Origin of the sequence: Streptomyces sp. MBT65, from assembly GCF_016612545.1 — a bacterium.
GTDB lineage: Bacteria > Actinomycetota > Actinomycetes > Streptomycetales > Streptomycetaceae > Streptomyces.
Genome location: NZ_JAENRY010000213.1, coordinates 1 through 22,580 on the forward strand (window position 1 = coordinate 1; position 22,580 = coordinate 22,580).

Sequence of the window (22,580 nt, forward strand, 5' to 3'; positions counted from 1 at the left end):
CTGCCCCGCCAGCAGACCCTGCGGGCCGTCGTCGACTGGTCCTGGGACCTGCTCGACGCGGACGAACGGGACGTGCTGACCACCCTGTCCGTCTTCGCCGGCGGCTGCGACCTCGCCGCCGCCGAGGCCGTGTGCGGGCCCGTCGCGTTCGAGACGCTCGGCTCGCTGGTCGACAAGTCCCTTGTGGTGGCCGCCCCTTCGGGCGACGGGGAGATGCGCTACCGGCTCCTGGAGACCGTCGCCGAGTACGCGGGCGAACGCCTCGACGAGGCCGGCCGCCGCCCCCGCGCCGCGCGCGCCCATCTGACGTACTACCGCGAACTCGCCCGCACCACCGACCCGTTGCTGCGCGGCCCCGGTCAACTCGCCGCCGTGGGACGGCTGGAGCTGGAGTACGAGAACCTCCGTACCGCCCTGCGGCACGCCGTCGCCGAGCGCGACGAACAGGAGGCCATCTGTCTCGTCCTGTCGCTGATCTGGTACTGGCAGATGCGCGACGTCCGCATCGAGGCCCGCAACTGGTGCGTCGAGGTCATGGCCCTGGGGCCGGACCCCTTCGCGGCCCCCGTCCAGCGCGCCGCCCCGGTCTGGCAGCGCTGCACCGACCTCCCGCCCCCGCTCACCGGGGAACTCCTCGCCGAGGCCCGGCGCGGCCTCCATCTCGCCCATCTGGCCTGCATGGACACGGAGTTGGACGCCTGGGAGGTGCCGGCCGCCAAGGAGAAGCTGCGTCTCATCGCCGAGGTCTACGAACCGGGGCTTCCCCAGACCTGCCGTACGCCCGGCATGTTCTGGTTCTTCGCCGTGCTGCTGATCGGCAGCGTGGAGCGGCTGCCGGTGATCCTCGACGCCGACATCCACACCTGCCGCACCAACCCCGGCATGGAGTGGGAGCTCGCCACCACCCTCCAGATGCGTGCCAACATGCTCGCCAACCGCACCGACTGGGCGGGCGACGCGGTCCGGGACGCCGACGAGTCGCTGGAGATCTTCCGCCGCCTCGGCGACGCCTGGGGCACCGCCGAGGCGCTCTCCGCCCGCGCCGAGGCCCGGGAGCGCACCGGCGAGTACGAACTGGCCGCCCTCGACTACGAGGCCGCGATCGAACAGGCCGAACGGCTCGGCGCCCACGGCCAGGTCGCCGTCCTCGGCGCCCGGCTGGGCAGCGCGCTCATCGAGGCGGGCGACGTGGAGCGGGGCGAGCGCCTGCTGCGCGAGGTGATCGAGCAGCAGCACGGCCAGGGCAACGAGGCGATGCCCGCCGCCCGGATGTTCCTCGCGAGCCGGCTCGCCATGACCGGCCGGGTCGAGGAGGCACGCGAGGAGCTGCGGCTGCTGCGCGAGGAGTTCACGATCTCCCACTTCGTCGTCTTCGACGCGTTCATCCTCGGCTCGGAGGCGTGGGTGGAGGCGGTCGACGGCAACTACCAGAAGTCCCTGGACAAGATCCGCAAAGCGCTGGAGCAGGCCGGCGAGCCCCTGTCCGAGGCCATCGCCCCGAGCATGACCTCGCTGTACCTGGGGATCGCCGCGGTCGTCCTCGCCGAGATCGACGGCGGCAGCCGGGTCCGGGACGGCGTCCGCTGTCTGGTCTCGGCGCTGGCGCTGCTGCCGCCCGGGCACGTCAGGGCGTCCGTGGAGAGTGAGGTGTACCGCCGGGCCGAGCAGGGGGCGCGCGCCGTGCTCGGCGACGCGGCCTACGAGTCGTACGCGGCCGAATGCGCCGAAGGCGGCAGCCTCTCCGCGAAGGAGGCTGCCGCCCTGGTGTGAGCCGACGCGAACCCGGTGGGACGGGCGGCCCGTGGGCCGTACCGTCCGACGATGCGCACGGCCGGGTCAGGTCTTGGTGCGGAACTTGTGGATCGAGATGGGGGCCATCACCGCGGTGAGCCCCACCGACCAGGCCAGCGTCAGCCACACACCGTGGGCGACCGGGCCGCCCACCATGAGTCCGCGGGCCGCGTCCGCCAGGGCGGACAGCGGGTTGTAGTCGGTGAAGTTCTGGAGCCAGCCCGGCATCGACCCGGTCGGCGCGAAGATCGACGAGCCGAACTGCAGCGGCATCAGCACCAGGAACCCCATGGCCTGCACGGACTGCGCGCTCTTCATGGTCACGCCGAGGGTGAGGAACACCCACATCAGGGCCGAGCCGAACACCGCGGACAGTCCGATCGCGGCGAACATGCCGAGCCAGTGGTGGATGTGGAAGCCGACGAGGACACCGACGACCATCAGCACGGCGGACGCGACCAGCATCCGCATCATCTCGACCGAGATCTTGGCGATCAGCACCGAGGCGCGTCCGATGGGCAGCGACCGGAACCGGTCCATGACCCCGGTGTGGAAGTCGGTGTTGAAGCCGGTGCCCACCCCCTGGGCCATGTTCATGCCCATCATGGCGAGCAGACCGGGCACGACGTACTGCACGTACGCCTCCTGTCCGCCGCCCAACGACTGCCCGATCGAGCCGCCGAAGACGTACACGAACAGCAGCGTGAAGATGACCGGGAACAGGATGGCGTCGAACATCGACTCCGGGTCCTGCCGGATCCACAGCAGATTGCGGCGGATCAGCGCGCCGGTGTGGCGCAGATGGTTGCGCAGCGGGATACGGGGGTCCGACGCGACGGCGCCGGGCTTCACGGCGATGGCGCTCATACGGCGACCTCCTCGCGGTCGGGGGTGGGCACGGAGTCCTGCGGGGCGCTGGCACGGTGTCCGGTGAGGGACAGGAACACCTCGTCCAGGCTGGGGAGTTCGGTGATGATGGAGGCGATGGTGAGGCCGCGGGCGCTCACCGCGCCGACCACGGCGGTCAGTTGCTCGTCGCTGAGGATCGGCACCAAGACCGTGCCGCTCTCCACGTCGACGGTGACGGTGGCCAGTCCGGTGATGCCCAGCTCGTCCAACGCGCGGGCCAGCGGCCGTAGTTGCAGTGGATCGGCCGGGCGGATGCGCAGCGAGCGACCGCCGACCCTCGCCTTCAGCTCGTCGATCCGGCCGTTCGCGATGACCTTGCCGTGGTCCACCACGGTCAGCTCGGAGGCGAGCGCCTCGGCCTCCTCCATGTACTGGGTGGTGAGCAGCACGGTCACTCCGCCGCCGACCATGGACCGCACCTCGTCCCACACCTCCATGCGGGTGCGCGGGTCGAGGCCGGTGGTCGGCTCGTCGAGGAACAGCACCTGCGGGTGCCCGATCATCGAGGCGGCCAGGTCGAGCCGGCGCCGCATACCGCCGGAGTACGTACTGGCGGGCCGCTTGGCGGCGTCCGTCAGCGAGAACCGCTCCAGCAGTTCGTCGGCGCGGGCCCGGGAGTCCTTGCGGGACAGGTCGAGCAGCCGCCCGATCATGTAGAGGTTCTCCCAGCCCGGGAGCTTCTCGTCCACGGAGGCGTACTGGCCGGTGAGGCCTATCACCCGGCGCAGTTGGCGGGGCTGGCGCAGGACGTCGTAGCCGGCGACGGATGCCTCGCCGGAGGTCGGAGCGAGCAGCGTGGACAGGATGCGTACGAGGGTGGTCTTACCGGCACCGTTCGGCCCGAGCACACCCATCACGGTGCCCTCGCGGACGTCCAGGTCGACGCCGTCCAGCGCCTTGGTCTCGCCGTAGTGCTTGACCAGCCCCCGCACGGACACGGCCGTGCCGCCGGGAATGTTGTCGATTCGCGTCATGCCGAGAACAGTGCCAGGGCCTGCCGACAGAACACCGACATCCCACCGACAGCGGCCTGCACCCCGCCGACACCGGCCGCTGCCCGCTCACCACCCGTGTCGGTCGAGGGGGAGAGAGGGGAGCTGACCTGCACGGGGGCCGGCAGCGAAGTCAGCTCGACGCTTCGTCCCGTCGCCGGTCGTCGCCGGGGAGGGCGTTGTCGATGAGGACGGCCGCGATGGCGGCGGCGGTGGGGAAGGCGTCGGCGTCGATGACCCGGGTGCGGGCCGCGGCGCCGTCGAGGAGCAGCGCGAGCTGCTCGCCGAGCTGTTCGGGGTCGGCGGCGCCGGCCTCGCGGGCGGTGTCGGCGAGCCGTGCGGCGACGGCCTTCTTGTAGTCGCGCGCGTACTGCGATGCGGGGTGCTCGGGGTCGTGGAGTTCGACGGCGGCGGCGATGTACGGGCACAGGGGGGTGTCGGCGGGGATGTCGAAGGCGGCCAGGAGCCGTTCGCGGGGCGTGAGCTCGGTGCGGTCGAACACGCCGGGCAGCACGGCGGGGTCGAACCGGCGCAGGTACTCGGCGACGAGTTCGTCCTTGCCGGCGAAGTGCTGGTAGGCCGTTCGCTTGGACACCTGGGCCGCCGCGCACAGCTGGTCCATGCCGGTGCGGTTGATGCCCTGCTCGCGGAAGAGCCGCTGGGACGCGCCGATGATGCGCTCGCGGGCGCCCCGGCCGCGGCGGCTGCCTGTGGGGCCCTTCTCCAACTCCGTCATGGGGCCATCGTAACGCGACCGGGTAACGACCGGTGTACATAGTTTGCGCCCCGGGCATCCGCCCCGTACGGTAAGCACACAGGGCGGTGTACATAACATCGTCGCTCCGGGTGCGCACGGCACCACCGACCCGAGGGAACGACTATGGGAAAGCTCGACGGCAAGGTCGCGGTCATCACGGGCGCCACCACCGGCATGGCCCTGGCCGGCGCGAAGCTGTTCGTCGACGAGGGAGCGCACGTCTTCATCACCGGCCGCCGCCAGGACGCCCTGGACGCGGCCGTGAAGGAGATCGGCCGCAACGTCACCGGCGTGCAGGGCGACGCCGCCGACCTGGACGACCTGGACCGTCTGTACGACACCGTCAAGAAGGAGAAGGGCAGCCTCGACGTGCTGTGGGCCAGCGCCGGCGGGGGCGCGCCCGCCGCGCTCGGCGAGATCACCGAGGCCCACTTCGACGCCGCGTTCCACCTCAACGCCCGCGGCACCCTCTTCACCGTCCAGAAGGCGCTCCCGCTCCTCAACGACGGCGGCTCCATCCTCATGACCGGCTCCAACGCCTCCCTCGGCGCCTTCCCCGGCTGGAGCGTCTACGCCGGCAGCAAGGCCGTCCAGCAGGCCTGGGCCCGCGTCTGGCTCAACGAGCTCAAGGACCGCCGGATCCGCGTCAACGTCCTGACCCCCGGCCAGGTCGCCACCGCCAAGCAGGCGGAACTCTTCGACGAGGCCACCAGGCGCCGGTTCGAGTCCCTCATCCCCCGCGGCCGGATGGGCGGTCCCGACGAGATCGCCACCGCCGCCCTCTTCCTCGCCTCCGACGACTCCAGCTATGTCAACGGCATGGAACTGGTCGCCGACGGCGGCACCACCGCCATCTGAATCCGACAACCCACAACCAGGGCAGGGCACTTCATGACCAGCATCAGCATCATCGGCACCGGGAACATGGCCCGCACCCTCGGCGCGCGGGCGGTGGCGGGCGGCAACACCGTCGAGATCATGGGCCGCGACGGGTCCAAGGCCGCCGACCTGGCCAAGGCCCTCGGCGACGGCGCCACGACGGGAGAGTGGGGCACCGCCCCGGCCGGGGACATCGTCATCGTCGCCCTGCTCCACGACGGCGTCGTGCCGGCCGTCGCCCAGTACGGGGACGCGCTCGCGGGCAAGGTCGTCGTCGACATCAGCAACCCCTTCAACGCCACGTTCGACGGGCTGGCCCACCGCGAGGAGACCTCGATCGCGCAGGAGGCCGCCAAGGTCGCCCCGGCGAGCGCCAGTGTGGTGAAGGCGTTCAACACCGTCTTCCGACACGTCCTGGAGAAGGGGCGGCCCGACGTCTTCATCGCCGGCGACAGCGCGCAGGCCAAGGCGAGCGTGGAGGTGTTCGTCAGGAGCCTCGGGCTGCGCCCGCTGGACGTCGGCGGCCTGAAGATGGCGCACTGGCTGGAAGGAGCGGGCCTGCTCACGGTCGGCCTCGCCAACCACGGGGTGGGGAACCTCGACTTCGCCCTCGGCGTCACCGAACTTCCGGTCTGAGACAAAGAGGCAGCCCGCCGACGGGGGAAGTTCGGCGGGCTGCCATGGTGCCGCAGTGGCTCTCGACCGGTCAGTGGACGGAGTGCTCCTCCAGCGGGAACGTCCCGCCGACGACATCCTCGGCGAACGCCTTCGCGGCGTCGCCCATGACCTGGCGCAGATCGGCGTACTGCTTCACGAACTTGGGCATCCGGCCACCCGTCAGCCCCAACATGTCGGTCCACACCAGGACTTGGGCATCCGTCTCGGCCCCGGCCCCGATCCCGACGGTGGGAATGTGCAGCACCCGGGTCACCTCGGCGGCGAGCTCCGCCGGCACCAGTTCGAGGACGACCGCGAACGCGCCCGCGTCCTGCACGGACTTCGCGTCCCGCAGCAACTGCTGGGCCGCCTCCTCGCCCCGCCCCTGCACCCGGTACCCCATCGAGTTCACGGACTGCGGGGTGAGACCGATGTGCGCCATCACCGGGATCCCGGACTCGACCAGCAGCCGGATCTGGGCGTGCGAGCGCTCGCCGCCCTCCAGCTTCACCGCGCCCACCCCGGCCTCCTTCATCAGCCGGGTCGCCGAGCGCAGCGCCTGCACCGGACCCTCCTGGTAGGACCCGAAGGGCAGATCGCCCACGATCAGCGCCCGCTGTGTGCCGCGCACGACCGCGGCGGACAGCATGGTCATCTCGTCCAGGGTGACGGGGACGGTCGACTCGTACCCGAGGTGGCAGTTGCCCGCCGAGTCGCCGACGAGCATGACCGGGATACCGGCCTCGTCGAAGACGGACGCGGTCATCGCGTCGTAGGCGGTGAGCATGGGCCACTTCTCGCCGCGTTCCTTGGCGAGCGCGATGTCGCGGACGGTGATACGGCGTGTGCCCTTGCCTCCGTACAGCGCCTTGCTGCCGTCGGAGGAGCTGGTCTTCCCAGTCTGGGCAGCCGAAAGCTGCGTCATTGCAACGGCTCCTTCAGTCATCTCGAGGCGCCCTCACGGCGTCCCCGGATCCCCTCCATGGTGGCACCTCGTGCCACGGAGGGCCAGAGGGACCCCCGTCACCCACATCACGTCGGGAGGTATACGTAAGGTCTGAGTAAAACATTTACGATACGGCACGGTCTCGTATCGGAATTGGCTCCGGGTTCCCTAGGCTGGACCGCATGACCACTCCACCCGTCCCTGGCACCCGGATACCCGAAGCGGTGCACCGCCGCCGCTGGGCCATCCTCGGCGTGCTGATGCTGAGCCTGCTGATCGTGGTGCTCGACAACTCGATCCTCAACGTCGCCATCAAGACCATCTCCACCCCGGCCCCCACCGGCCTGGGCGCGACACAGAGCGAGCTGGAGTGGGCGATCAACGCCTACACCCTCGTCTTCGCCGGCCTGCTGTTCACCGCGGGCCTCCTGGGCGACCGGATCGGCCGCAAGAAGGTCCTGCTCGGCGGGCTCGTCGTGTTCGGCATCGGCTCCGCGCTGGCCGCCGAGTCCGGCTCGCCCGACCAACTCATCGGCTACCGCGCCCTGATGGCCCTCGGTGCCGCCTTCGTGATGCCCGCCACCCTCGCCGTCCTCATGAACGTCTTCGAGCGCGAGGAGCAGCCCAAGGCCATCGGCATCTGGGCCGGCGGCGTCGGTCTCGCCATCGCGATCGGCCCGATCACCGGCGGTGTGCTCCTCGACCACTTCTGGTGGGGCTCGGTCTTCCTGATCAACGTGCCGATCGTGCTGATCGCCCTCGCCCTGATGATCTGGCTGGTCCCCGACTCCCGCGACCCGAAGCCCGGCCGCCTCGACCCGGTCGGCGTGGTCCTGTCCGTCGTAGGCCTCGTCCTGCTGGTCTACGGCATCATCGAGGGCGGCGAGCTGGCCGACTTCACGGCGCCCAAGGTGCTCTCGACGATCATCGCCGGTGTCGTGGTCCTCGCCGGGTTCGTCTGGTTCGAGAAGCGCAGCGACCACCCGTCCATCGATGTCACGTACTTCAAGAACAAGGAGTTCTCGGCCGCGATCGCCGCCATCGCGCTGGTCTTCTTCGCGCTGATGGGGGTGACCTTCTTCTCGGTGTTCTACACCCAGAGCGTGCGCGGCTACTCGCCGTTGCAGACCGGTCTGCTGATGCTGCCGCTGGCCGCCGCGCAGATGGTCTTCGCGCCGCGGGCCCGGTTGGTCGTCAACCGGTTCGGCAACAAGGTCACGACCGGTGTCGGCCTGGTGCTGCTCGCCGGGATGCTCGGTGCCTTCGCGACCCTGAAGGCAGACACGCCGATCTGGATCCTGGAGGTCATCTTCTTCCTCATGGGCGCCGGCATGGCCCATGTGATGACCCCGACCAGCGTCGTCATCATGCAGGCGCTGCCGCGCGAGAAGGCGGGTTCCGCGTCCGCGCTGAGCAACACCTTCCGGCAGGTCGGCGGCGCCCTCGGCATCGCCGTCCTCGGCTCGGTGCTGTCCACGGCGTACCGCAACGGCATCGAGGGCAAGCTCGGCTCGGTGCCGACCGCCCTCCGTGACACGGCCGGCGAGTCCATCGAGGCCACCCTCGGTGTCGCCGCGAAGCTCGGCCCGCAGGGCAGGGCCCTGATCACCCCGGCCAACGACGCCTTCCTGCATGCCATGCACGTCACCGCCCTGTGCGGCGCGGGCGTCGCGGTCGTCGGCGCGGTGGTCGCCTTCCTCTTCCTGCCCGGGAAGCCGTCGGTTCCTCAGGAGGGCAAGCAGGAGCCCGAGTTGGTCGTCGTGGGCGAATAGCGGCGACAATCAGCCCAGAGACGGGAGCGGGGGGACAGCGAAGGGACGGAGTGAAGTGAGCCTTGCCGACAACGGCACCGGGAACGGCACCGCCACGGGTACCGGCACCGACAACGGCACCGCCACCGGTACCGACAACGGGACCCGGCCGGGCGCGCCCGCCAGGGGACGCCCGCGGAGCGAGGCCGTCGAACGGGCCATCACGGAGGGCGTGATGAAGCTCCTGGAGGAGGGTGTGCCGCTGGCCGAACTCTCCATCGAGCGCATCGCCCGTACCGCCGGTGTCGGCAAGGCCACCATCTACCGCCGCTGGCCGGGCAAGGAGGAGTTGTTCGTCGACGTCGTCCGCGAGGCCGAACCGCAGGACCCCGAACTGCCCGGCATCTCGCTGCGCGACGACCTCGTGGCGATGATGGAACAACTGCGCCAGCGCGGTCTGCTGACCCGGTCCTCGGCGCTCCTGCACAACGTGTTCGCACAGATGAAGAGCAGCCCGAAGGTGTGGGCCGCCTACCACACGACCGTCGTGGAGCCCCGGCGCCGCAAGCAGGTGGACATCCTGCGCCGCGGCCAGGAGAACGGCGAACTCCGCACCGACCTCGACCCCGAGCTGATGAACGACATGCTGGTGGGCCCGATGCTCCTGCGCACCGTCATGCGCGCCGACGCGGACCTCCCCGAGGGCCTGTCGGAACTGCTCGTCGACACGGTCCTGGTGGCCCTACGACCTGTCAGCCCGGCCGTCTGAGTACCCGTCCGAATGTGCGCGTTCCGTCACAGAGGCCGCTGCCGCCGCGCGTGTTCGGAACTCCGGACGCCGACTTGTTCGTCCTCGTCCCAGTACGGCCGTCATGGGACGGCGGATCGGAACGGATCATCCCCTAGGGTCGTAGGCGCGGGGACGATGGTGTGCACGGCAGGTAGTGAGGCGACGGTATGGCACAGCAGGCGTATGTGGCGGAGACGGACGACGGCGGCTCGGGGGACGAGCCGCGCGGAAACCGACTTCGGCGCCTGTGGAACAGACTGCTCGACGGCTGGCGCGGCGACCCGAGGATCTGGCGCCGGGGCATGGTCCTCGCCGCGCTCGCGATCCTCCTCGCCCTGGTCATGCTGCTGCACTCCCGCATCCCGAACCGGATCGGCAACCTCGGCAGCCTCACGGAGACGTTCCTGCCGTGGTTCGGGCTGCTGGTCCCGGTCCTCCTCGTCCTCGGCCTGGTCCGCAGGTCGGCGACCGCGCTCATCGCCGTCGTCCTGCCGACGGTGGTCTGGCTGAACCTCTTCGGCGGGCTGCTGCTCAGCGACAAGACCGGCACCGGCGGCGATCTGACGGTGGCCACGCACAACGTCAACGCCGACAACCCCGACCCGTCCGGTACGGCCCGTGACGTGGCCGCGTCCGGCGCGGACGTCCTCGCCCTGGAGGAGCTGACGGCGTCGGCGGTCCCGACGTACGAGGAGGCACTCGCGTCGACGTACAAGTACCACTCGGTGCAGGGCACGGTCGGCCTGTGGAGCAAGTACCCGATGAGCAGCATCAGGGCCGTCGACATAAAGCTGGGCTGGACGCGTGCGATGCGCGCCACCGTCGCGACCCCCGAGGGGCGGATCGCGGTCTACGTCGCCCACCTCCCCTCGGTGCGGGTGAAGATCGAGGCGGGCTTCACGGCCCGGCAGCGCGACAAGAGCGCCGACGCGCTGGGTGAGGCCATCGCCGCCGAGCCGCTCAAGCGGAAGATCCTCCTCGGCGACCTGAACGGCACGATGAACGACCGCTCGCTGAACGCCGTCACCTCCCAGATGCGCTCCACGCAGGGCGCGGCGGGCAGCGGCTTCGGGTTCAGCTGGCCGGCGTCGTTCCCGATGGCGCGGATCGACCAGATCATGGTCCAGGGCGTGGAACCGGTCACCTCGTGGACCCTCCCGGAGACCGGCAGCGACCATCTCCCGATCGCGGCCCGTGTGAACCTCGACACGAGCTCTTAACCTCGTGGAATAGAGCGCCTGGGAGTCTTTGTTCCGTAACTGAACTTAACCTCGTCAGTACGGAACTCCGCTCTCCCCCGAAAGGCACAGGCACCTCCATGCCCCTGGCCCTGCTCGCTCTGGCCGTCGGCGCTTTTGGTATCGGCACCACCGAATTCGTGATCATGGGCCTGCTGCCCGAGGTCGCGGACGACCTGAACGTCTCGATCCCCACGGCGGGCCACCTGGTCTCGGCGTACGCGCTCGGGGTCGTCATCGGCGCCCCGCTGCTCGCGGCGGTCACGGCCCGCCTGTCCCGCCGTACGGTCCTGATCGGCCTGATGGTCCTGTTCGTGGCGGGCAACGCGCTCTCCGCCTTCGCCGCGAACTACGACTACCTCCTCGCCGCCCGCTTCCTGAGCGGCCTGCCGCACGGCGCCTTCTTCGGCGTAGGAGCCGTCGTCGCCACGACGATGGTGGCGCCCGAACGCAAGGCGCGTTCCGTCTCGTTGATGTTCCTGGGCCTCACGGTCGCCAACATCGTGGGCGTACCGGCGGCCACGCTGATGGGCCAACACCTGGGCTGGCGGGCCACGTTCCTCGGCGTGAGCGCGATCGGCCTGGCGGCGATAGCGTCGCTGGCCCTGCTGATCCCGCACGACCACGCACACGCGCCGGCGGTGGGCCTGCGCCGCGAGATGGCGGCCCTGAAGTCCCTCCCGGTCTGGCTGGCCCTCGGCACGACGGTGGCGGGCTTCGGCGCGCTCTTCTCGGCCTACAGCTACATCACCCCGATGCTCACGGACGCGGCGGGCTTCGCCGAGGGCAGCGTGACGCTGCTGCTGGCGCTGTTCGGCGTCGGCGCGACGGTCGGCAACCTGGTGGGCGGCCGCCTGGCGGACCACTCGCTGCGGGGGACGTTGTTCGGGGGACTGGTGTCCCTGGCGGCGGTCCTGGCCCTGTTCCCCTTGCTGATGACCACGGAGTGGACGGCGGCCCTGTCGGTCGTCCTCCTGGGCGTGGCGGCGTTCGTGACGGGCTCCCCGCTCCAGCTGATGGTGATGGAGAAGGCGTCGGCGGGCCCGTCCCTGGCCTCCTCCGCGAACCAGGCAGCCTTCAACTTGGCGAACGCGGGCGGCGCTTGGATCGGCGGCCTCGCCCTGGCGGCAGGCTTCGGAGCTACGTCGCCTGCCGTGGCCGGCGCGGTGTTGGCGGTACTGGGATTGGGAGTCGCGGCCACGGCAGCGACAGTGGACCGGCGCCGCGCGGTACCGGGCCGCGAGCGCGTGGTCGCGACTCACGTCCCCGAACAGTCCCCGGCACTGCATCCCTGACTCCGCCACCCGCCGACCCGCCCCGGCCGGTCCGCGCCGACCGTCAGAGGTCCAGCACCAGATCCCGCACCGCCGCGGCCCGCGACAGGAACGGATGGTGGCCCGCGTCGAGTTCGACGACGGTGCCTGCCCGGCGGGCGTACTCGCGCTGGAGGCGCGCCGGGGTGCCGCGGTCCTGGGCGCAGACGAGGTACGTCGAGGGAACCTGCTGCCATGCGGCCGCCTTGACCGGCTGCCCGGTGACCTGCACGCTCTGCCGGGCGAGGTGGTCCGCCGCCTGGGCCTGGTCCTCGGGGGCGCAGTCCTGCAGGAACGTGTCCACCAGCAGTTCGGGGCGGACCCCGAAGGTGCCGGTGTCGGGGTCGACGTCGAGGAACGGGGCGGGGCCGCCGTCCCCGAACTCCGACAGGTTCTGCCCGACCTCGGGCAGGTAGCTGGAGACCAGCAGCAGGTGGCGTACCGACCCGACGCCCTCGGCGGCTTCCGAGACGACGATGCCGCCGTAGCTGTGGGCGACGACGACGGTCGGTTCGTCGGTGTCCAGCAGCACCTGCCGCACCGTGGCCACGTCCTCGGGCAGTCCCGGACCGCCGGTGCCTGCGGACAGGCCCGTCTCCCCGCAGCTCGGCAAGGCCGGGGCCACGCTCGACACCCCTCGTTCCTGAAGGAGTTCGGCGGTGCGGTGCCACCACCACGACCCGTCCCGCACGCACGCCCCGTGCACGAACACGACCCTCATCGCTGCCTCCACGTCCGCCTCGACCGCCTTTCGATCAACGGTAGACGTAGCCGCAGTTACGCGAAAAAGTGTCGGCATGGGCAGACGACCGCAGCCGGACATCAAGGACAGGCTCCTCGACGCCTGCGCCGACCACGCCCTCGCACACGGTCTCCCGGACCGGCTGGAGCCGCTGGTCACCGCCACCGGTACCTCGGCCCGCATGCTGATCTATCACTTCGGCACCCGCGACGCCCTGTTGCGGGCCGTCCTCGGACGCGCGCGCCAACGCCAGCTCGACACCTTCGGCGACCTCCTGCGGGTACGGCCCGGCGAGCCCTACACCGTCACCCTGGACCGCGCCTGGACCTCGATCACCGGCTCGGACGGGCGGCCGTACCTGCGGATGTTCAGTCAGCTGCACCCGAGCGCGGTGCGGCAGTTGTGGCCCGATTTCCGGCGCACCGCGACGACAGACTGGCTCGGGCCGCTCGAGGACGGTCTGCGCACCATCGGCCGGCCGGGACTGGCGACGCTCGTCCTCGCCGTCATCCGTGGGCTCCTCATGGACCTCGACGCCACCGGCGACACCGCCCGCACCGATCGGGCCTTCCGCGACTTCCTCGCCACGCTGGAGCACCTGCCCGGCGGCGACCGCGCTCGACCCGCACCGCCCTAGTCGAACCGCTCCAAGTCGCGCAGCCAGGCCGTCGCCGACCCGTCCGAAGGCGCCCGCCAATCCCCCCGGGGCGACAACGACCCCCCCGCCGAGACCTTCGGCCCGTTCGGCATCGCCGATCGCTTGAACTGGGCGAACCCGAAGAAGCGGCGGCAGAACACCTCCAGCCAGCGCCGGATCTCGGGCAGGTCGTACGCCACCCGCTTCTCCTCGGGGAAGCCGGGAGGCCATGCCCCGCCGCCCGCCTCGTGCCACGCGTGCCACGTCAGGAACGCGATCTTCGACGGGCGGAAGCCGTAGCGCAGGACGTGGAACAGGGTGAAGTCGTGGAGGGCGTAGGGGCCGATCTTCGACTCCGTGGACTGCATCTCCTCGCCCGGTACCAGCTCCGGGCTGATCTCCGTGTCGAGGATCGCGGTGAGGATCTTGCCGGTCTCCTCGTCGAACTGGTCGCTGCTCACCACCCACCTGATCAGGTGCTGGATCAGCGTCTTCGGTACGCCGGAGTTCACGTTGTAGTGGCTCATCTGGTCGCCGACGCCGTACGTGGACCAGCCCAGCGCCAGCTCGGAGAGGTCGCCGGTGCCCAGCACGATGCCGTTGCGCTGGTTGGCGAGGCGGAACAGGTAGTCGGTGCGCAGGCCGGCCTGGACGTTCTCGAAGGTGATGTCGTACACCGGCTCGCCGGAGGCGAAGGGGTGGCCCATCTCCTTCAGCATCAGGCGCGCGGTCGGCGTGATGTCCAGCTCCGCCGCGGTCACGCCGATCGCCCGCATCAGCGCGTGCGCGTTGTCCTTCGTGTGGTCGCTGGTCGCGAAACCGGGCAGCGTCCACGCCAGGATGTCGCTGCGCGGACGCCCCGCGCGGTCCATCGCGCGCGCGGCGACGATCAGCGCGTGCGTCGAGTCGAGGCCCCCGGAGACCCCGATGACCACCTTCGGACCGCCGATCGCCGCGAGCCGCTGCTGAAGCCCCTCGACCTGGATGTTGTACGCCTCGTAGCAGTCCTGCGCGAGCCGCTCCGCGTCGGCCGGTACGAACGGGAAGCGCTCCAGACGGCGCCGGAGTCCCAAGTCGGTGAGCGGCGGCGCGAGTTCGAAGCCGACGGTCCGGAAGTCCGACGTGCGCGCGCGGTGCGTACGGCGGTTGTCGTCGAACGTGCCCATCCGCTGCCGTTCCTGCCGCAGCAGGTCGAGGTCGACATCGGCCACCGCGTACTCGTCGCCCAGCGGGAAGCGGTCGGTCTCGGCCAGCAGCGCGCCGTTCTCGTAGACCATCGCCTGGCCGTCCCAGGACAGGTCCGTCGTCGACTCGCCGAGGCCGGCCGCCGCGTAGACGTACGCGGCGAGACAGCGCGCGGACGCCGAGCGGCACAGCAGTTTGCGGTCCTCCGCGCGGCCGACCGTGATCGGGCTGCCGGAGAGGTTGACGAGGACCGTCGCGCCCGCCAGGGCGGCCTCGGCGCTCGGCGGCACCGGCACCCACATGTCCTCGCAGATCTCCGCGTGCAGCACGAGGGACGGTACGTCCCGCGCCGCGAACAGCAGATCCACCCCGAACGGCACGCTCTCGCCGCCGAGTCGGATGAAGCCGCCGCGCTCGTCCGCGCCGTCGCCGATCTGCCGGCGTTCGTAGAACTCGCGGTAGTTCGGCGGATACGACTTCGGTACGACGCCCAGGACGCGGCCCCGGTGCACCAGCACCGCGCAGTTGTAGATCCGGTTGCGGTGCCGCAGCGGGGCGCCGACGACCAGCACCGGCAGCAGCTCGGCCGACCCGGCGACCACCTCCCCCAGCGCCTCTTCGACCTGGTCGAGGAGGACGTCCTGGAGCAGCAGGTCCTCGATGGAGTAGCCGCACAGGCCCAGCTCCGCGAAGACGGCGACGGCCACGCCCTCCTCGTCGCAGCGGCGGGCGTGGCGCAGGACGGCTTCGGCGTTGGCGTGCGGGTCCGCGATCACGGTGTGGCCCGTGCAGGCGGCGACGCGGGCGAAGCCGTGCTGATAGATCGACCAGAAGTTCAGTGGAGGCACGGGTCCACTGTAATCGCCTGTAATCGTCAGAGCGACACAATGGGGTGGCGCGAGGTGTGGTGCACCCCACGCCACCCCAAGGTGACTGGTCGTTACCGCTTACCGGGTCAGCGGTGACCCTGCGAGCGGCCGAACGACTGGACGTAGCCGTCCGCCGGCGTGCCCACGCCGGTCACGTCGTCGTAGCCCTTCACCGCGGACAGCGAGCTGTCCTTGCCGAGGCTGCGGACCGAGGTCAGCAGGCCGTCGGAGGCGTCGAACGCGTTGGCGAAGTCCACGCGCGCCACCGCCAGGCCGGAGCCCGTCGGGTTGTCGGTCACGTCGTGGTAGACCTTCGTGCCGTACTTGGCGTAGATCGACGGGTTGGCGAAACCGATCGCCTTGCCGCCGCGCGCCTCCTGGGCCAGGGCCTGGACCGCCGCGATCACCGGGGAGGCGAGCGAGGTGCCGCCGATCCGGTACTCGCTGTACTGCTCCGAACCGTCGGGGAAGGTCTGCGTCTGGCCGACCTTGAATCCGGTGTTCGGGTCGGCGATCGCCGAGATGTCCGGGACGACGCGGTTGCCGGTGGCGCTGTTGGCCGTGGCGAGCGCCTTCGGGACGACACCCTTCTGGTAGAAGGGCTCGGCCACCGTCTTGCTGGTGCCGCCGCCCGCGCCCGAGGTGAAGGCGCCGGGGAAGCTGGTCCAGCTCTTGCCGTCGGCCGACAGCGCGGCCTTCTCGGTGCCCCAGCCGGTCTCCCACAGGTACTTGTCGCCCTTGCCGACCGCCAGCGAGGTACCGCCGACCGCCGTCACCCACGCCGAGTTGGCCGGGGTGTCGACCTGCTTCGTACCGGTGTTGGCGACCTCGTCGCCGTTGTCACCGGAGGAGAAGTAGAAGCCGATGCCCTCGACCGCGCCCAGCTGGAACACCTGGTCGTAGGCGGCTGCGAGGTCCGGGGTCTGGTTGGCCTCGATGTCGCCCCACGAGTTGGAGACGATGTCGGCCAGGTGGTTGTCGACGACCTTGCTGAGCGAGTCGAGCAGATCGTCGTCGAAGCAGGACGCGGCACCCACGTACGTGATGTTCGCGTCCGGCGCCACAGCGTGCACGGCCTCGACGTCGAGGGTCTCCTCGCCGTACCAGCCGGACGCGTCACAGGCCTCGGTCTGCGTGTAGGTGCTGGGCAGCACCTGCTTCAACTGGCTGGTGGAGTACTTCTGGTCGCCGTGGTTCTTCGCGTAGGTGGCCGCGTCGAAGGCGATCGTCGGGGAGGCGTAGGCGTCGGTGATGGCGACGCGCACACCCTTGCCCGTGTACTTGCCGGCACCGTAGGCCGCGCGCAGCTGCTTGCCGGTGTAGCCCTGGACGGCGTACGGGATCTTCTTGCCGTACGCCGACGGCAGCGTGCTCGCGGTGTTGGAGCCGTAGTACGAGGAGAACGGCCCCGAGTTCTTGAACACCGCGGTCGGACCCGGCAGCGCGTCGTCGTGGTTCGCCTTGTGCGGGGCGTTGTCCAGACCGGTGACGGTCAGGACGGCACCGTTGAGGCTGTCCGGCGCGGAGGCGGTCTTCGAGGGGGCGCGGTAGGTCTTCGAGCCCTTCGAGTAGTTGTGCAGCGAGGTGCTGAACGCCTTCTCGACCGCGGCCACGTCACCGGAGACCGTGACGTAGTGCTGCGTGGTGCCGGTGACCTTCAGCCCGGCGGACTTCAGCCAGGACTTGACGGCGGTCACCTGGGCCGTCGTGGCGCCGAAGCGCTGCTGCACCTGAGCGGCGCTCAGGTACTTGCCGTACAGGGCCGAACTCGGGTCCGAGACGGACTTGGCGTACGCCGCGAGGCCGGACGCGTTCCGGCCGGCGAGGTAGACCCGGGCGGAGACCTGGGAGCTGTCGGAGGTCGCTCCCTTGTCCGCCTTGGCCGTCGCCCAGGCGGGCTTGGTGCCCGCGAGCGTGTCCCGGCCCGGGCTGTCCGCGGCGTGCGCCGCGGGTATGCCGAGCGCCAGTGCACCGGCGATCATCGGCAGTGTCGCTGCCATGCTCACGCCGGCGCGCATGGTGGCGCGATTGGATCTCATAAAACCCCCTGCTATGCGGTTCGACGCATGGAGTGGTTGGTCGTCGTCGATCCGTACGGAACCCGTGGCGGGAGGGTCCGGGATGGATCACACGTGGGGGCCACTCTTTCGATGAACCGTTCATGCCAGGGGAACGCGAAAGTCAAGAGAAACCCAAGGAACCTTCACCCAGGGCGATTTGGGGGCTTTTTTCCTTACGGGCGTGTAACGAACGACCGGGGATGCTTTACGAACGCGCTTTTGCGCCACGCTCCTTGAGCATGTCGGCCATCAACTGGATCTCCGACTGCTGCGCGTCGACCATCCCCTGCGCCAGCCGTTTCTCCACCCCCACCCGACACTTGTCCACACACCCCTCGGCCATGTGGATCCCACCCTTGTGATGGTCCGTCATGAGCTGCAGGAAGAACACCTCGGCGGCCTTGCCGCTCAGTGAATTCAGCTTCGTCAGCTCGGAGTTGGTGGCCATCCCCGGCATCAGCGCGCCGTCCTCGCCGGACGCCATGTCACCCATGCCCATCCAGGTCATCGGCGGGTCCGCGGACACCTTCGGCAGCCCCCACAGGTCCAACCAGCCCAGCAGCATGCCCCGTTGGTTGGCCTGCGTCTGCGCGATGTCGTATGCAAGCCGCCGTACTTCCGCGTTCTTCGTGCGGTCCCGCACGATGTACGACATCTCGACGGCCTGCTGATGATGGACCGCCATGTCCCGCGCGAACCCGGCGTCCGCCGAACTCGCCGCCGGGACGGCGGAGTTGCTCGAACCGCCGCCACCGTCCTCGGCGACCGCGTAGGTGATCGCGCCGCCCGCGACCAGGACGGCGGCCGCGGCACCCGCGACCCACCCGACGTACGCCCTCACGTCACATCGTCCCGCCGGTGCACGAGGCACCCGGCTCGGGCGTCTGGCTGCCCTGCACGAACTTCTCGAAGAAGGTGTTCACATCCGGGTCGCTCGCGCTCTTCACCGTCCGCTGGTGCCCCCACGCCGACAGCATGATCGGGTCCTTCTGGCTGTCGTAGGGACTCATCAGCGAGTACGGCGTCGCCTTCACCTTGGTCGCGAGCGCCTTGACGTCGGCCGCCGAGGCCTTCTTGTTGTACGTCACCCAGACCGCGCCGTGCTCCAGCGCGTGCACCGCGTTCTCGTCCTTGACGGCCTTGTCGTAGACGTTGCCGTTGCAGTTCAGCCAGACCGGGTTGTGGTTGCCGCCCACCGGCGGGTGCATCGGGTAGTTCACCGTGCCGGTGACATGGGTGCGGCCCAGCGTCCCCTTCCACGTGTTCACACCGTCCGCGCCCGCGACGAAGTGCCCCGAAGCGGAGCTCTTGGAGTCACTGGCGGAGCTGTCCTTCTTGCCGGACTGCGCGTGCACGACGGCGACTCCGCCGACGACCAGACCGGCGACGACCACCGCGCTCGCCGCGATCTTCACGATCCGGCCGCGGCGCTCGCGGGACTGCTCGGCGCGCCGCATCTCCTCGATGCGTGCCTTGCGCGCCGCGGAACCGGTGTTCTTGGCGGAACCCATGAGGTATGTGTCCTTTTGGGGGAAGGGACAGGAAGGTCGGGCGTTGCCGATCGTAGTGGGGAGGAACAGGTTCTCGTAGGGCGCCCACAGCAAAGACGGCAGAAGCCCGGATTCACCCCCCGACCAGGTATGACGAATGTCGGTTCGAGCAGGCAAGATGGTCAGAAGCCGGGCAACGGCGCAGGACACCTGCCGTACGCGAGGCGTTCAGCCCGAGGTCGGCCTGCCGATCATGGTCGGCAACGCGCACGAAATGGTGTTGTGGTGGGATGCTCAGGTGCCCGACCGCCTCCTGCGGTACGAGGACAGGCGGCCTGACCAGCAAGGATGGGGAAGCGGAAGATGGACAAGCAGCAGGAGTTCGTGCTCCGGACACTGGAGGAGCGCGACATCCGGTTCGTACGGCTGTGGTTCACGGACGTGCTGGGCTTCCTCAAGTCCGTCGCCGTGGCCCCCGCCGAGCTGGAACAGGCCTTCGACGAGGGCATCGGCTTCGACGGCTCCGCGATCGAGGGCTTCGCCCGGGTCTACGAGTCCGACATGATCGCCAAGCCGGACCCCTCCACCTTCCAGGTCCTGCCGTGGCGCGCGGAGGCCCCCGGCACGGCCCGTATGTTCTGCGACATCCTCATGCCGGACGGCTCCCCGTCCTTCGCGGACCCGCGGTACGTGCTGAAGCGCGCCCTCGCCAAGACCTCCGACCTGGGCTTCACCTTCTACACCCACCCGGAGATCGAGTTCTTCCTCCTGAAGGACCGCCCCCTCGACGGCTCCCGCCCGACCCCGGCCGACAACTCCGGCTACTTCGACCACACCCCGCAGAACGTGGGCATGGACTTCCGCCGCCAGGCGATCACCATGCTGGAGTCGATGGGCATCTCGGTCGAGTTCTCACACCACGAGGGAGCACCGGGCCAGCAGGAGATCGACCTGCGCTACGCGGACGCACTCTCCACGGCGGACAACATCATGACCTTCCGCCTGGTCATGAAGCAGGTCGCGCTGGAGCAGGGCGTGCAGGCGACGTTCATGCCGAAGCCGTTCTCGGAACACCCGGGCTCGGGCATGCACACGCACCTCTCCCTCTTCGAGGGCGACCGGAACGCGTTCTACGAGTCCGGCTCGGAGTACCAGCTCTCCAAGGTCGGCCGCTCCTTCATCGCGGGCCTGCTGAAGCACGCGGGAGAGGTCTCCGCGATCACCAACCAGTGGGTCAACTCCTACAAGCGCATCTGGGGCGGGTCCGAGCGCACGGCCGGCGCCGGCGGCGAGGCCCCCTCGTACATCTGCTGGGGCCACAACAACCGCAGCGCCCTGGTCCGCGTCCCGATGTACAAGCCCGGCAAGACGGGCTCGGCGCGGGTCGAGGTCCGCTCCCTGGACTCGGGCGCGAACCCGTACCTGGCCTACGCCCTCCTCCTCGCCTCGGGCCTCAAGGGCATCGAAGAGGGCTACGAACTCCCCCCGGGCGCCGAGGACGACGTCTGGGCCCTCTCCGACGCGGAACGCCGCGCGATGGGCATCGAGCCCCTGCCCCAGAACCTGGGCGAGGCCCTCACCCTGATGGAACGCAGCGACCTCGTCGCCGAGACCCTCGGCGAACACGTCTTCGACTTCTTCCTGCGCAACAAGCGGCAGGAGTGGGAGGAGTACCGCAGCGAGGTCACGGCGTTCGAGCTGCGGAAGAACTTGCCGGTGTTGTAAGGGCAGGTCAGAGCAGGTTTCCCGCAGATTAGACATGTGGGGCCGACGGTCGCGGACCGTCGGCCCCATGGCGTGTCAGTGCCCCTGGGCCGTCTGTGGGCCGTCCGGCGCCGGATTGGTGGCCGCGTACAGGCCGTCCACTGCTTTCCGGGACCGCGCGTCGCTACTCGGCATGAGGTGCGTGTACACCCGCAGCGTGAACCCCGGGTCATTGTGCCCAAGGTAATGGCTCAGCGCCTTGATGTTCTCCCCCGCGTTCAGCAGGACCGACGCGTAGAAGTGCCTCAGGGCGTGCATGCCGTGTTCGCGGGCCGCCTGGTGACGCTCACCAGGCTTCGGCTCGGGGATCACCCCGGCCGCGACGAGAGCGGGCTTCCAAGCGCGGTCGTTGAAGTCGGATCGCCGGACCGCACCTGCGCCGTCAAGACGGGTGAACAGCAACTTACGGGTCACCATGCGGCCGTCCTTCCGCAGCCACGGCAGGGTGATCGAGACCGGCGGGAACTCCTTCATGTGGAGCCTGAGGGCGTCCGCCACACGATCGGGCAGGGGAACGTCACGGAGCTTGTCCCGCTTCGGCGGGCCGAAGACGAGACCGTCGGTCGTCACCTTGACCTGATTCACGATGTGTAGCCAACCGGACTCGAAGTCGATTTCGTCGACAGGGAGTCCGAAGATCTCTCCCTGGCGCAGACCGCATCCCGCCCCGAGGTCGACCGCCGCGCGGAAACGCTCCGGCAGCGCCTCCCGGACGCCGAAGACACGCTCGGCTGTCCACGGCACCACGCGGCCGGTCCCCGGCGCGGGAGGGCGTACGGACTGCGCGCGGCACGGGTTCTTCGGCAAGTGGCCGTCGTCGACGGCCGCGTTGAGGATGGTCGACACGTTGTTGTAGATCACGCGCCGGTACGACGTTGCCGGTACGGCCCGCTCCAACTCGCTCAGCCAGTCGCGGACGTGCTCCGGCTTGAAGGAACCGAGGGGGCGCGACCCGAGGTAGGGGATCGCGTGGCCGCGAACCGTGGAGGTGACCGTCTCTCGGGTCGTGAGGTCGGTGCTCTGAGTCTTCAGCCACTTCTCGGCGTACTGCCCGAACGTGGTTCGGCCGGCGGCCGGGTCGACGTAGTTCCCGCTGTCCATGTCGGCCTCTATCTTCGAGAGCCATTTCTCAGCGAGGCGCTTCTGTCCGTCGGGGTAGCTCTTGGACTTCTCGGTTCCGTCGGGGCCGACGTAGCGGGCCCGGTAGCGTAGGCCGGTCCCGTAGCGGTCGGAGCGGGTGCGGGTGGTCTTACCGTTGGCGTCGGTTTCGGTCTTGTACCAGCGGTCTTGGATGTGGCCAGCCATGAGGGCTGTGTCCCTTCGGTAGCAGGGCGGGGCGGGACCAGGTGGGCGCCGTCCGGCCGGTTTTGGGGTGTGCTGGGCCAGGCCCGCTACTCGCTACGGGCCTGATCACTGGGGGTTTGGGGTGCTAGCGGGGTTGCTACCGGTAGCGGGTCAGGGTGCTACCGGTAGCGGCTCGATCCGGGGGTCTCAGGGAGGCTGAGACAGGGGCTGTCAGGCGGCTCTAGGAGGGGTTTTCGGGGGTGCCGGGGGTGTGCCTCCCTGCCTCCCTGAGGGGCCATCTGCGCTGATCAGGTAAGGGGAGACGGACCAGGGAGGCACACAGGGAGTTCTCCCTGCCTCCCTTGGCCGGCGGGCGGTGCCTCCCTGCCGTTCGCGGTGTCGGTCGGGACCCGGCGGGGAGGCCAAGACAGAGGTTCCGACGGGCTTCCAGTGGCCGTTTTCGGGGGTGTCGGGGTGGTGCCTCCCCGCCGGGTCCCGACCGACACCGCGAACGGCAGGGAGGCAC

General features: G+C 69.9%; 18 protein-coding genes and 1 pseudogene. 9 read left to right on the top strand and 10 right to left on the bottom strand.

What is annotated here, in order from left to right:
• Positions 1–1,770 (top strand): annotated as a pseudogene (locus tag JHN63_RS35810) (AfsR/SARP family transcriptional regulator); the annotation flags it as partial.
• Between the two features lie 66 nt (positions 1,771–1,836).
• On the opposite strand, the gene JHN63_RS35815 reads toward JHN63_RS35810, so the two are convergent.
• The 3 genes from JHN63_RS35815 to JHN63_RS35825 all read right to left on the bottom strand — a co-directional run bounded on the left by JHN63_RS35815 (position 1,837) and on the right by JHN63_RS35825 (position 4,428).
• Positions 1,837–2,658: an ABC transporter permease gene (locus tag JHN63_RS35815; protein WP_200688721.1), complete on the bottom strand. Its 822-nt coding sequence runs from the start codon at positions 2,656–2,658 to the stop codon at positions 1,837–1,839.
• Positions 2,655–3,674, bottom strand: coding sequence for an ATP-binding cassette domain-containing protein (locus tag JHN63_RS35820; RefSeq protein ID WP_200688725.1), 1,020 nt, complete (start codon positions 3,672–3,674; stop codon positions 2,655–2,657). Before JHN63_RS35820 ends, JHN63_RS35815 begins: the two co-directional genes overlap by 4 nt.
• Before the next feature lie 151 nt (positions 3,675–3,825).
• Positions 3,826–4,428, bottom strand: coding sequence for a TetR/AcrR family transcriptional regulator (locus tag JHN63_RS35825; protein ID WP_200688727.1), 603 nt, complete (start codon positions 4,426–4,428; stop codon positions 3,826–3,828).
• Between the two features lie 144 nt (positions 4,429–4,572).
• Between JHN63_RS35825 and JHN63_RS35830 the strand changes: the two genes are divergently transcribed.
• Both JHN63_RS35830 and JHN63_RS35835 read left to right on the top strand, forming a co-directional pair.
• Positions 4,573–5,307 (top strand): SDR family NAD(P)-dependent oxidoreductase, encoded by a 735-nt coding sequence (locus JHN63_RS35830; protein WP_200688729.1) that lies wholly within the window; start codon positions 4,573–4,575, stop codon positions 5,305–5,307.
• A 33-nt stretch (positions 5,308–5,340) separates the two neighbouring features.
• On the top strand, positions 5,341–5,964 hold the full coding sequence (locus tag JHN63_RS35835) for an NADPH-dependent F420 reductase (RefSeq protein ID WP_200688731.1): 624 nt from the start codon (positions 5,341–5,343) through the stop codon (positions 5,962–5,964).
• Positions 5,965–6,034: 70 nt separating this feature from the next.
• Here JHN63_RS35835 and panB read toward each other — a convergent pair whose 3' ends face one another.
• The gene (gene panB / locus JHN63_RS35840) at positions 6,035–6,910 is read right to left on the bottom strand and encodes a 3-methyl-2-oxobutanoate hydroxymethyltransferase (protein WP_200688733.1); all 876 of its coding nucleotides are present in this window, start codon (positions 6,908–6,910) and stop codon (positions 6,035–6,037) included.
• A 203-nt stretch (positions 6,911–7,113) separates the two neighbouring features.
• Between panB and JHN63_RS35845 the strand changes: the two genes are divergently transcribed.
• From JHN63_RS35845 to JHN63_RS35860, 4 genes are all read left to right on the top strand, one after another.
• Positions 7,114–8,703 carry an MFS transporter gene (locus JHN63_RS35845; RefSeq protein ID WP_200688734.1) on the top strand — a complete coding sequence of 530 codons (1,590 nt, stop codon included), beginning with the start codon at positions 7,114–7,116 and terminating at the stop codon, positions 8,701–8,703.
• Positions 8,704–8,758: 55 nt separating this feature from the next.
• Complete coding sequence (locus JHN63_RS35850; RefSeq protein ID WP_200688735.1) at positions 8,759–9,451, top strand: TetR/AcrR family transcriptional regulator; 693 nt, start codon at positions 8,759–8,761, stop codon at positions 9,449–9,451.
• Between the two features lie 323 nt (positions 9,452–9,774).
• The gene (locus tag JHN63_RS35855; RefSeq protein WP_374222974.1) at positions 9,775–10,692 is read left to right on the top strand and encodes an endonuclease/exonuclease/phosphatase family protein; all 918 of its coding nucleotides are present in this window, start codon (positions 9,775–9,777) and stop codon (positions 10,690–10,692) included.
• Positions 10,693–10,790: 98 nt separating this feature from the next.
• Complete coding sequence (locus JHN63_RS35860) at positions 10,791–12,005, top strand: MFS transporter (RefSeq protein ID WP_200688741.1); 1,215 nt, start codon at positions 10,791–10,793, stop codon at positions 12,003–12,005.
• A gap of 43 nt (positions 12,006–12,048) precedes the next feature.
• On the opposite strand, the gene JHN63_RS35865 is transcribed toward JHN63_RS35860, so the two are convergent.
• Positions 12,049–12,744, bottom strand: coding sequence for an alpha/beta hydrolase (locus JHN63_RS35865; RefSeq protein ID WP_200688742.1), 696 nt, complete (start codon positions 12,742–12,744; stop codon positions 12,049–12,051).
• 76 nt (positions 12,745–12,820) lie between these two features.
• On the opposite strand from JHN63_RS35865, the gene JHN63_RS35870 reads away from it, so the two are divergent.
• Entirely contained in the window at positions 12,821–13,402 is a 582-nt protein-coding gene (locus JHN63_RS35870; RefSeq protein ID WP_200688743.1) for a TetR/AcrR family transcriptional regulator, read from the top strand.
• Here JHN63_RS35870 and JHN63_RS35875 read toward each other — a convergent pair.
• The 4 genes from JHN63_RS35875 to JHN63_RS35890 form a co-directional block, all read right to left on the bottom strand.
• Entirely contained in the window at positions 13,399–15,435 is a 2,037-nt protein-coding gene (locus tag JHN63_RS35875; protein WP_307782062.1) for an NAD(+) synthase, read from the bottom strand. The genes JHN63_RS35870 and JHN63_RS35875 overlap by 4 nt on opposite strands.
• Before the next feature lie 107 nt (positions 15,436–15,542).
• Positions 15,543–17,495: a protease pro-enzyme activation domain-containing protein gene (locus tag JHN63_RS35880; protein WP_200688745.1), complete on the bottom strand. Its 1,953-nt coding sequence runs from the start codon at positions 17,493–17,495 to the stop codon at positions 15,543–15,545.
• A gap of 226 nt (positions 17,496–17,721) precedes the next feature.
• Positions 17,722–18,357: a DUF305 domain-containing protein gene (locus tag JHN63_RS35885; protein WP_200688746.1), complete on the bottom strand. Its 636-nt coding sequence runs from the start codon at positions 18,355–18,357 to the stop codon at positions 17,722–17,724.
• Between the two features lies 1 nt (position 18,358).
• Positions 18,359–19,027, bottom strand: coding sequence for a DUF3105 domain-containing protein (locus tag JHN63_RS35890; RefSeq protein ID WP_200688748.1), 669 nt, complete (start codon positions 19,025–19,027; stop codon positions 18,359–18,361).
• A 342-nt stretch (positions 19,028–19,369) separates the two neighbouring features.
• On the opposite strand from JHN63_RS35890, the gene glnA reads away from it, so the two are divergent.
• The gene (glnA, locus tag JHN63_RS35895; RefSeq protein ID WP_200688750.1) at positions 19,370–20,731 is read left to right on the top strand and encodes a type I glutamate--ammonia ligase; all 1,362 of its coding nucleotides are present in this window, start codon (positions 19,370–19,372) and stop codon (positions 20,729–20,731) included.
• 75 nt (positions 20,732–20,806) lie between these two features.
• Here glnA and JHN63_RS35900 read toward each other — a convergent pair whose 3' ends face one another.
• The gene (locus JHN63_RS35900) at positions 20,807–22,075 is read right to left on the bottom strand and encodes a site-specific integrase (protein ID WP_200688752.1); all 1,269 of its coding nucleotides are present in this window, start codon (positions 22,073–22,075) and stop codon (positions 20,807–20,809) included.
• Between the last annotated feature and the right edge of the window lie 505 nt (positions 22,076–22,580).

Excerpts from the sequence above, each read along its gene's own strand:
- JHN63_RS35845 (WP_200688734.1), top strand. The coding sequence starts at position 7,114 with ATGACCACTCCACCCGTCCCTGGCACCCGGATACCCGAAGCGGTGCAC.
- JHN63_RS35870 (WP_200688743.1), top strand. The coding sequence starts at position 12,821 with ATGGGCAGACGACCGCAGCCGGACATCAAGGACAGGCTCCTCGACGCC.
- JHN63_RS35865 (WP_200688742.1), bottom strand. The coding sequence starts at position 12,744 with ATGAGGGTCGTGTTCGTGCACGGGGCGTGCGTGCGGGACGGGTCGTGG.
- JHN63_RS35835 (WP_200688731.1), top strand. The coding sequence starts at position 5,341 with ATGACCAGCATCAGCATCATCGGCACCGGGAACATGGCCCGCACCCTC.
- JHN63_RS35825 (WP_200688727.1), bottom strand. The coding sequence starts at position 4,428 with ATGACGGAGTTGGAGAAGGGCCCCACAGGCAGCCGCCGCGGCCGGGGC.
- glnA (WP_200688750.1), top strand. The coding sequence starts at position 19,370 with ATGGACAAGCAGCAGGAGTTCGTGCTCCGGACACTGGAGGAGCGCGAC.
- JHN63_RS35820 (WP_200688725.1), bottom strand. The coding sequence starts at position 3,674 with ATGACGCGAATCGACAACATTCCCGGCGGCACGGCCGTGTCCGTGCGG.
- panB (WP_200688733.1), bottom strand. The coding sequence starts at position 6,910 with ATGACGCAGCTTTCGGCTGCCCAGACTGGGAAGACCAGCTCCTCCGAC.
- JHN63_RS35855 (WP_374222974.1), top strand. The coding sequence starts at position 9,775 with ATGGTCCTCGCCGCGCTCGCGATCCTCCTCGCCCTGGTCATGCTGCTG.
- JHN63_RS35880 (WP_200688745.1), bottom strand. The coding sequence starts at position 17,495 with ATGAGATCCAATCGCGCCACCATGCGCGCCGGCGTGAGCATGGCAGCG.
- JHN63_RS35815 (WP_200688721.1), bottom strand. The coding sequence starts at position 2,658 with ATGAGCGCCATCGCCGTGAAGCCCGGCGCCGTCGCGTCGGACCCCCGT.
- JHN63_RS35860 (WP_200688741.1), top strand. The coding sequence starts at position 10,791 with ATGCCCCTGGCCCTGCTCGCTCTGGCCGTCGGCGCTTTTGGTATCGGC.
- JHN63_RS35830 (WP_200688729.1), top strand. The coding sequence starts at position 4,573 with ATGGGAAAGCTCGACGGCAAGGTCGCGGTCATCACGGGCGCCACCACC.
- JHN63_RS35900 (WP_200688752.1), bottom strand. The coding sequence starts at position 22,075 with ATGGCTGGCCACATCCAAGACCGCTGGTACAAGACCGAAACCGACGCC.
- JHN63_RS35890 (WP_200688748.1), bottom strand. The coding sequence starts at position 19,027 with ATGGGTTCCGCCAAGAACACCGGTTCCGCGGCGCGCAAGGCACGCATC.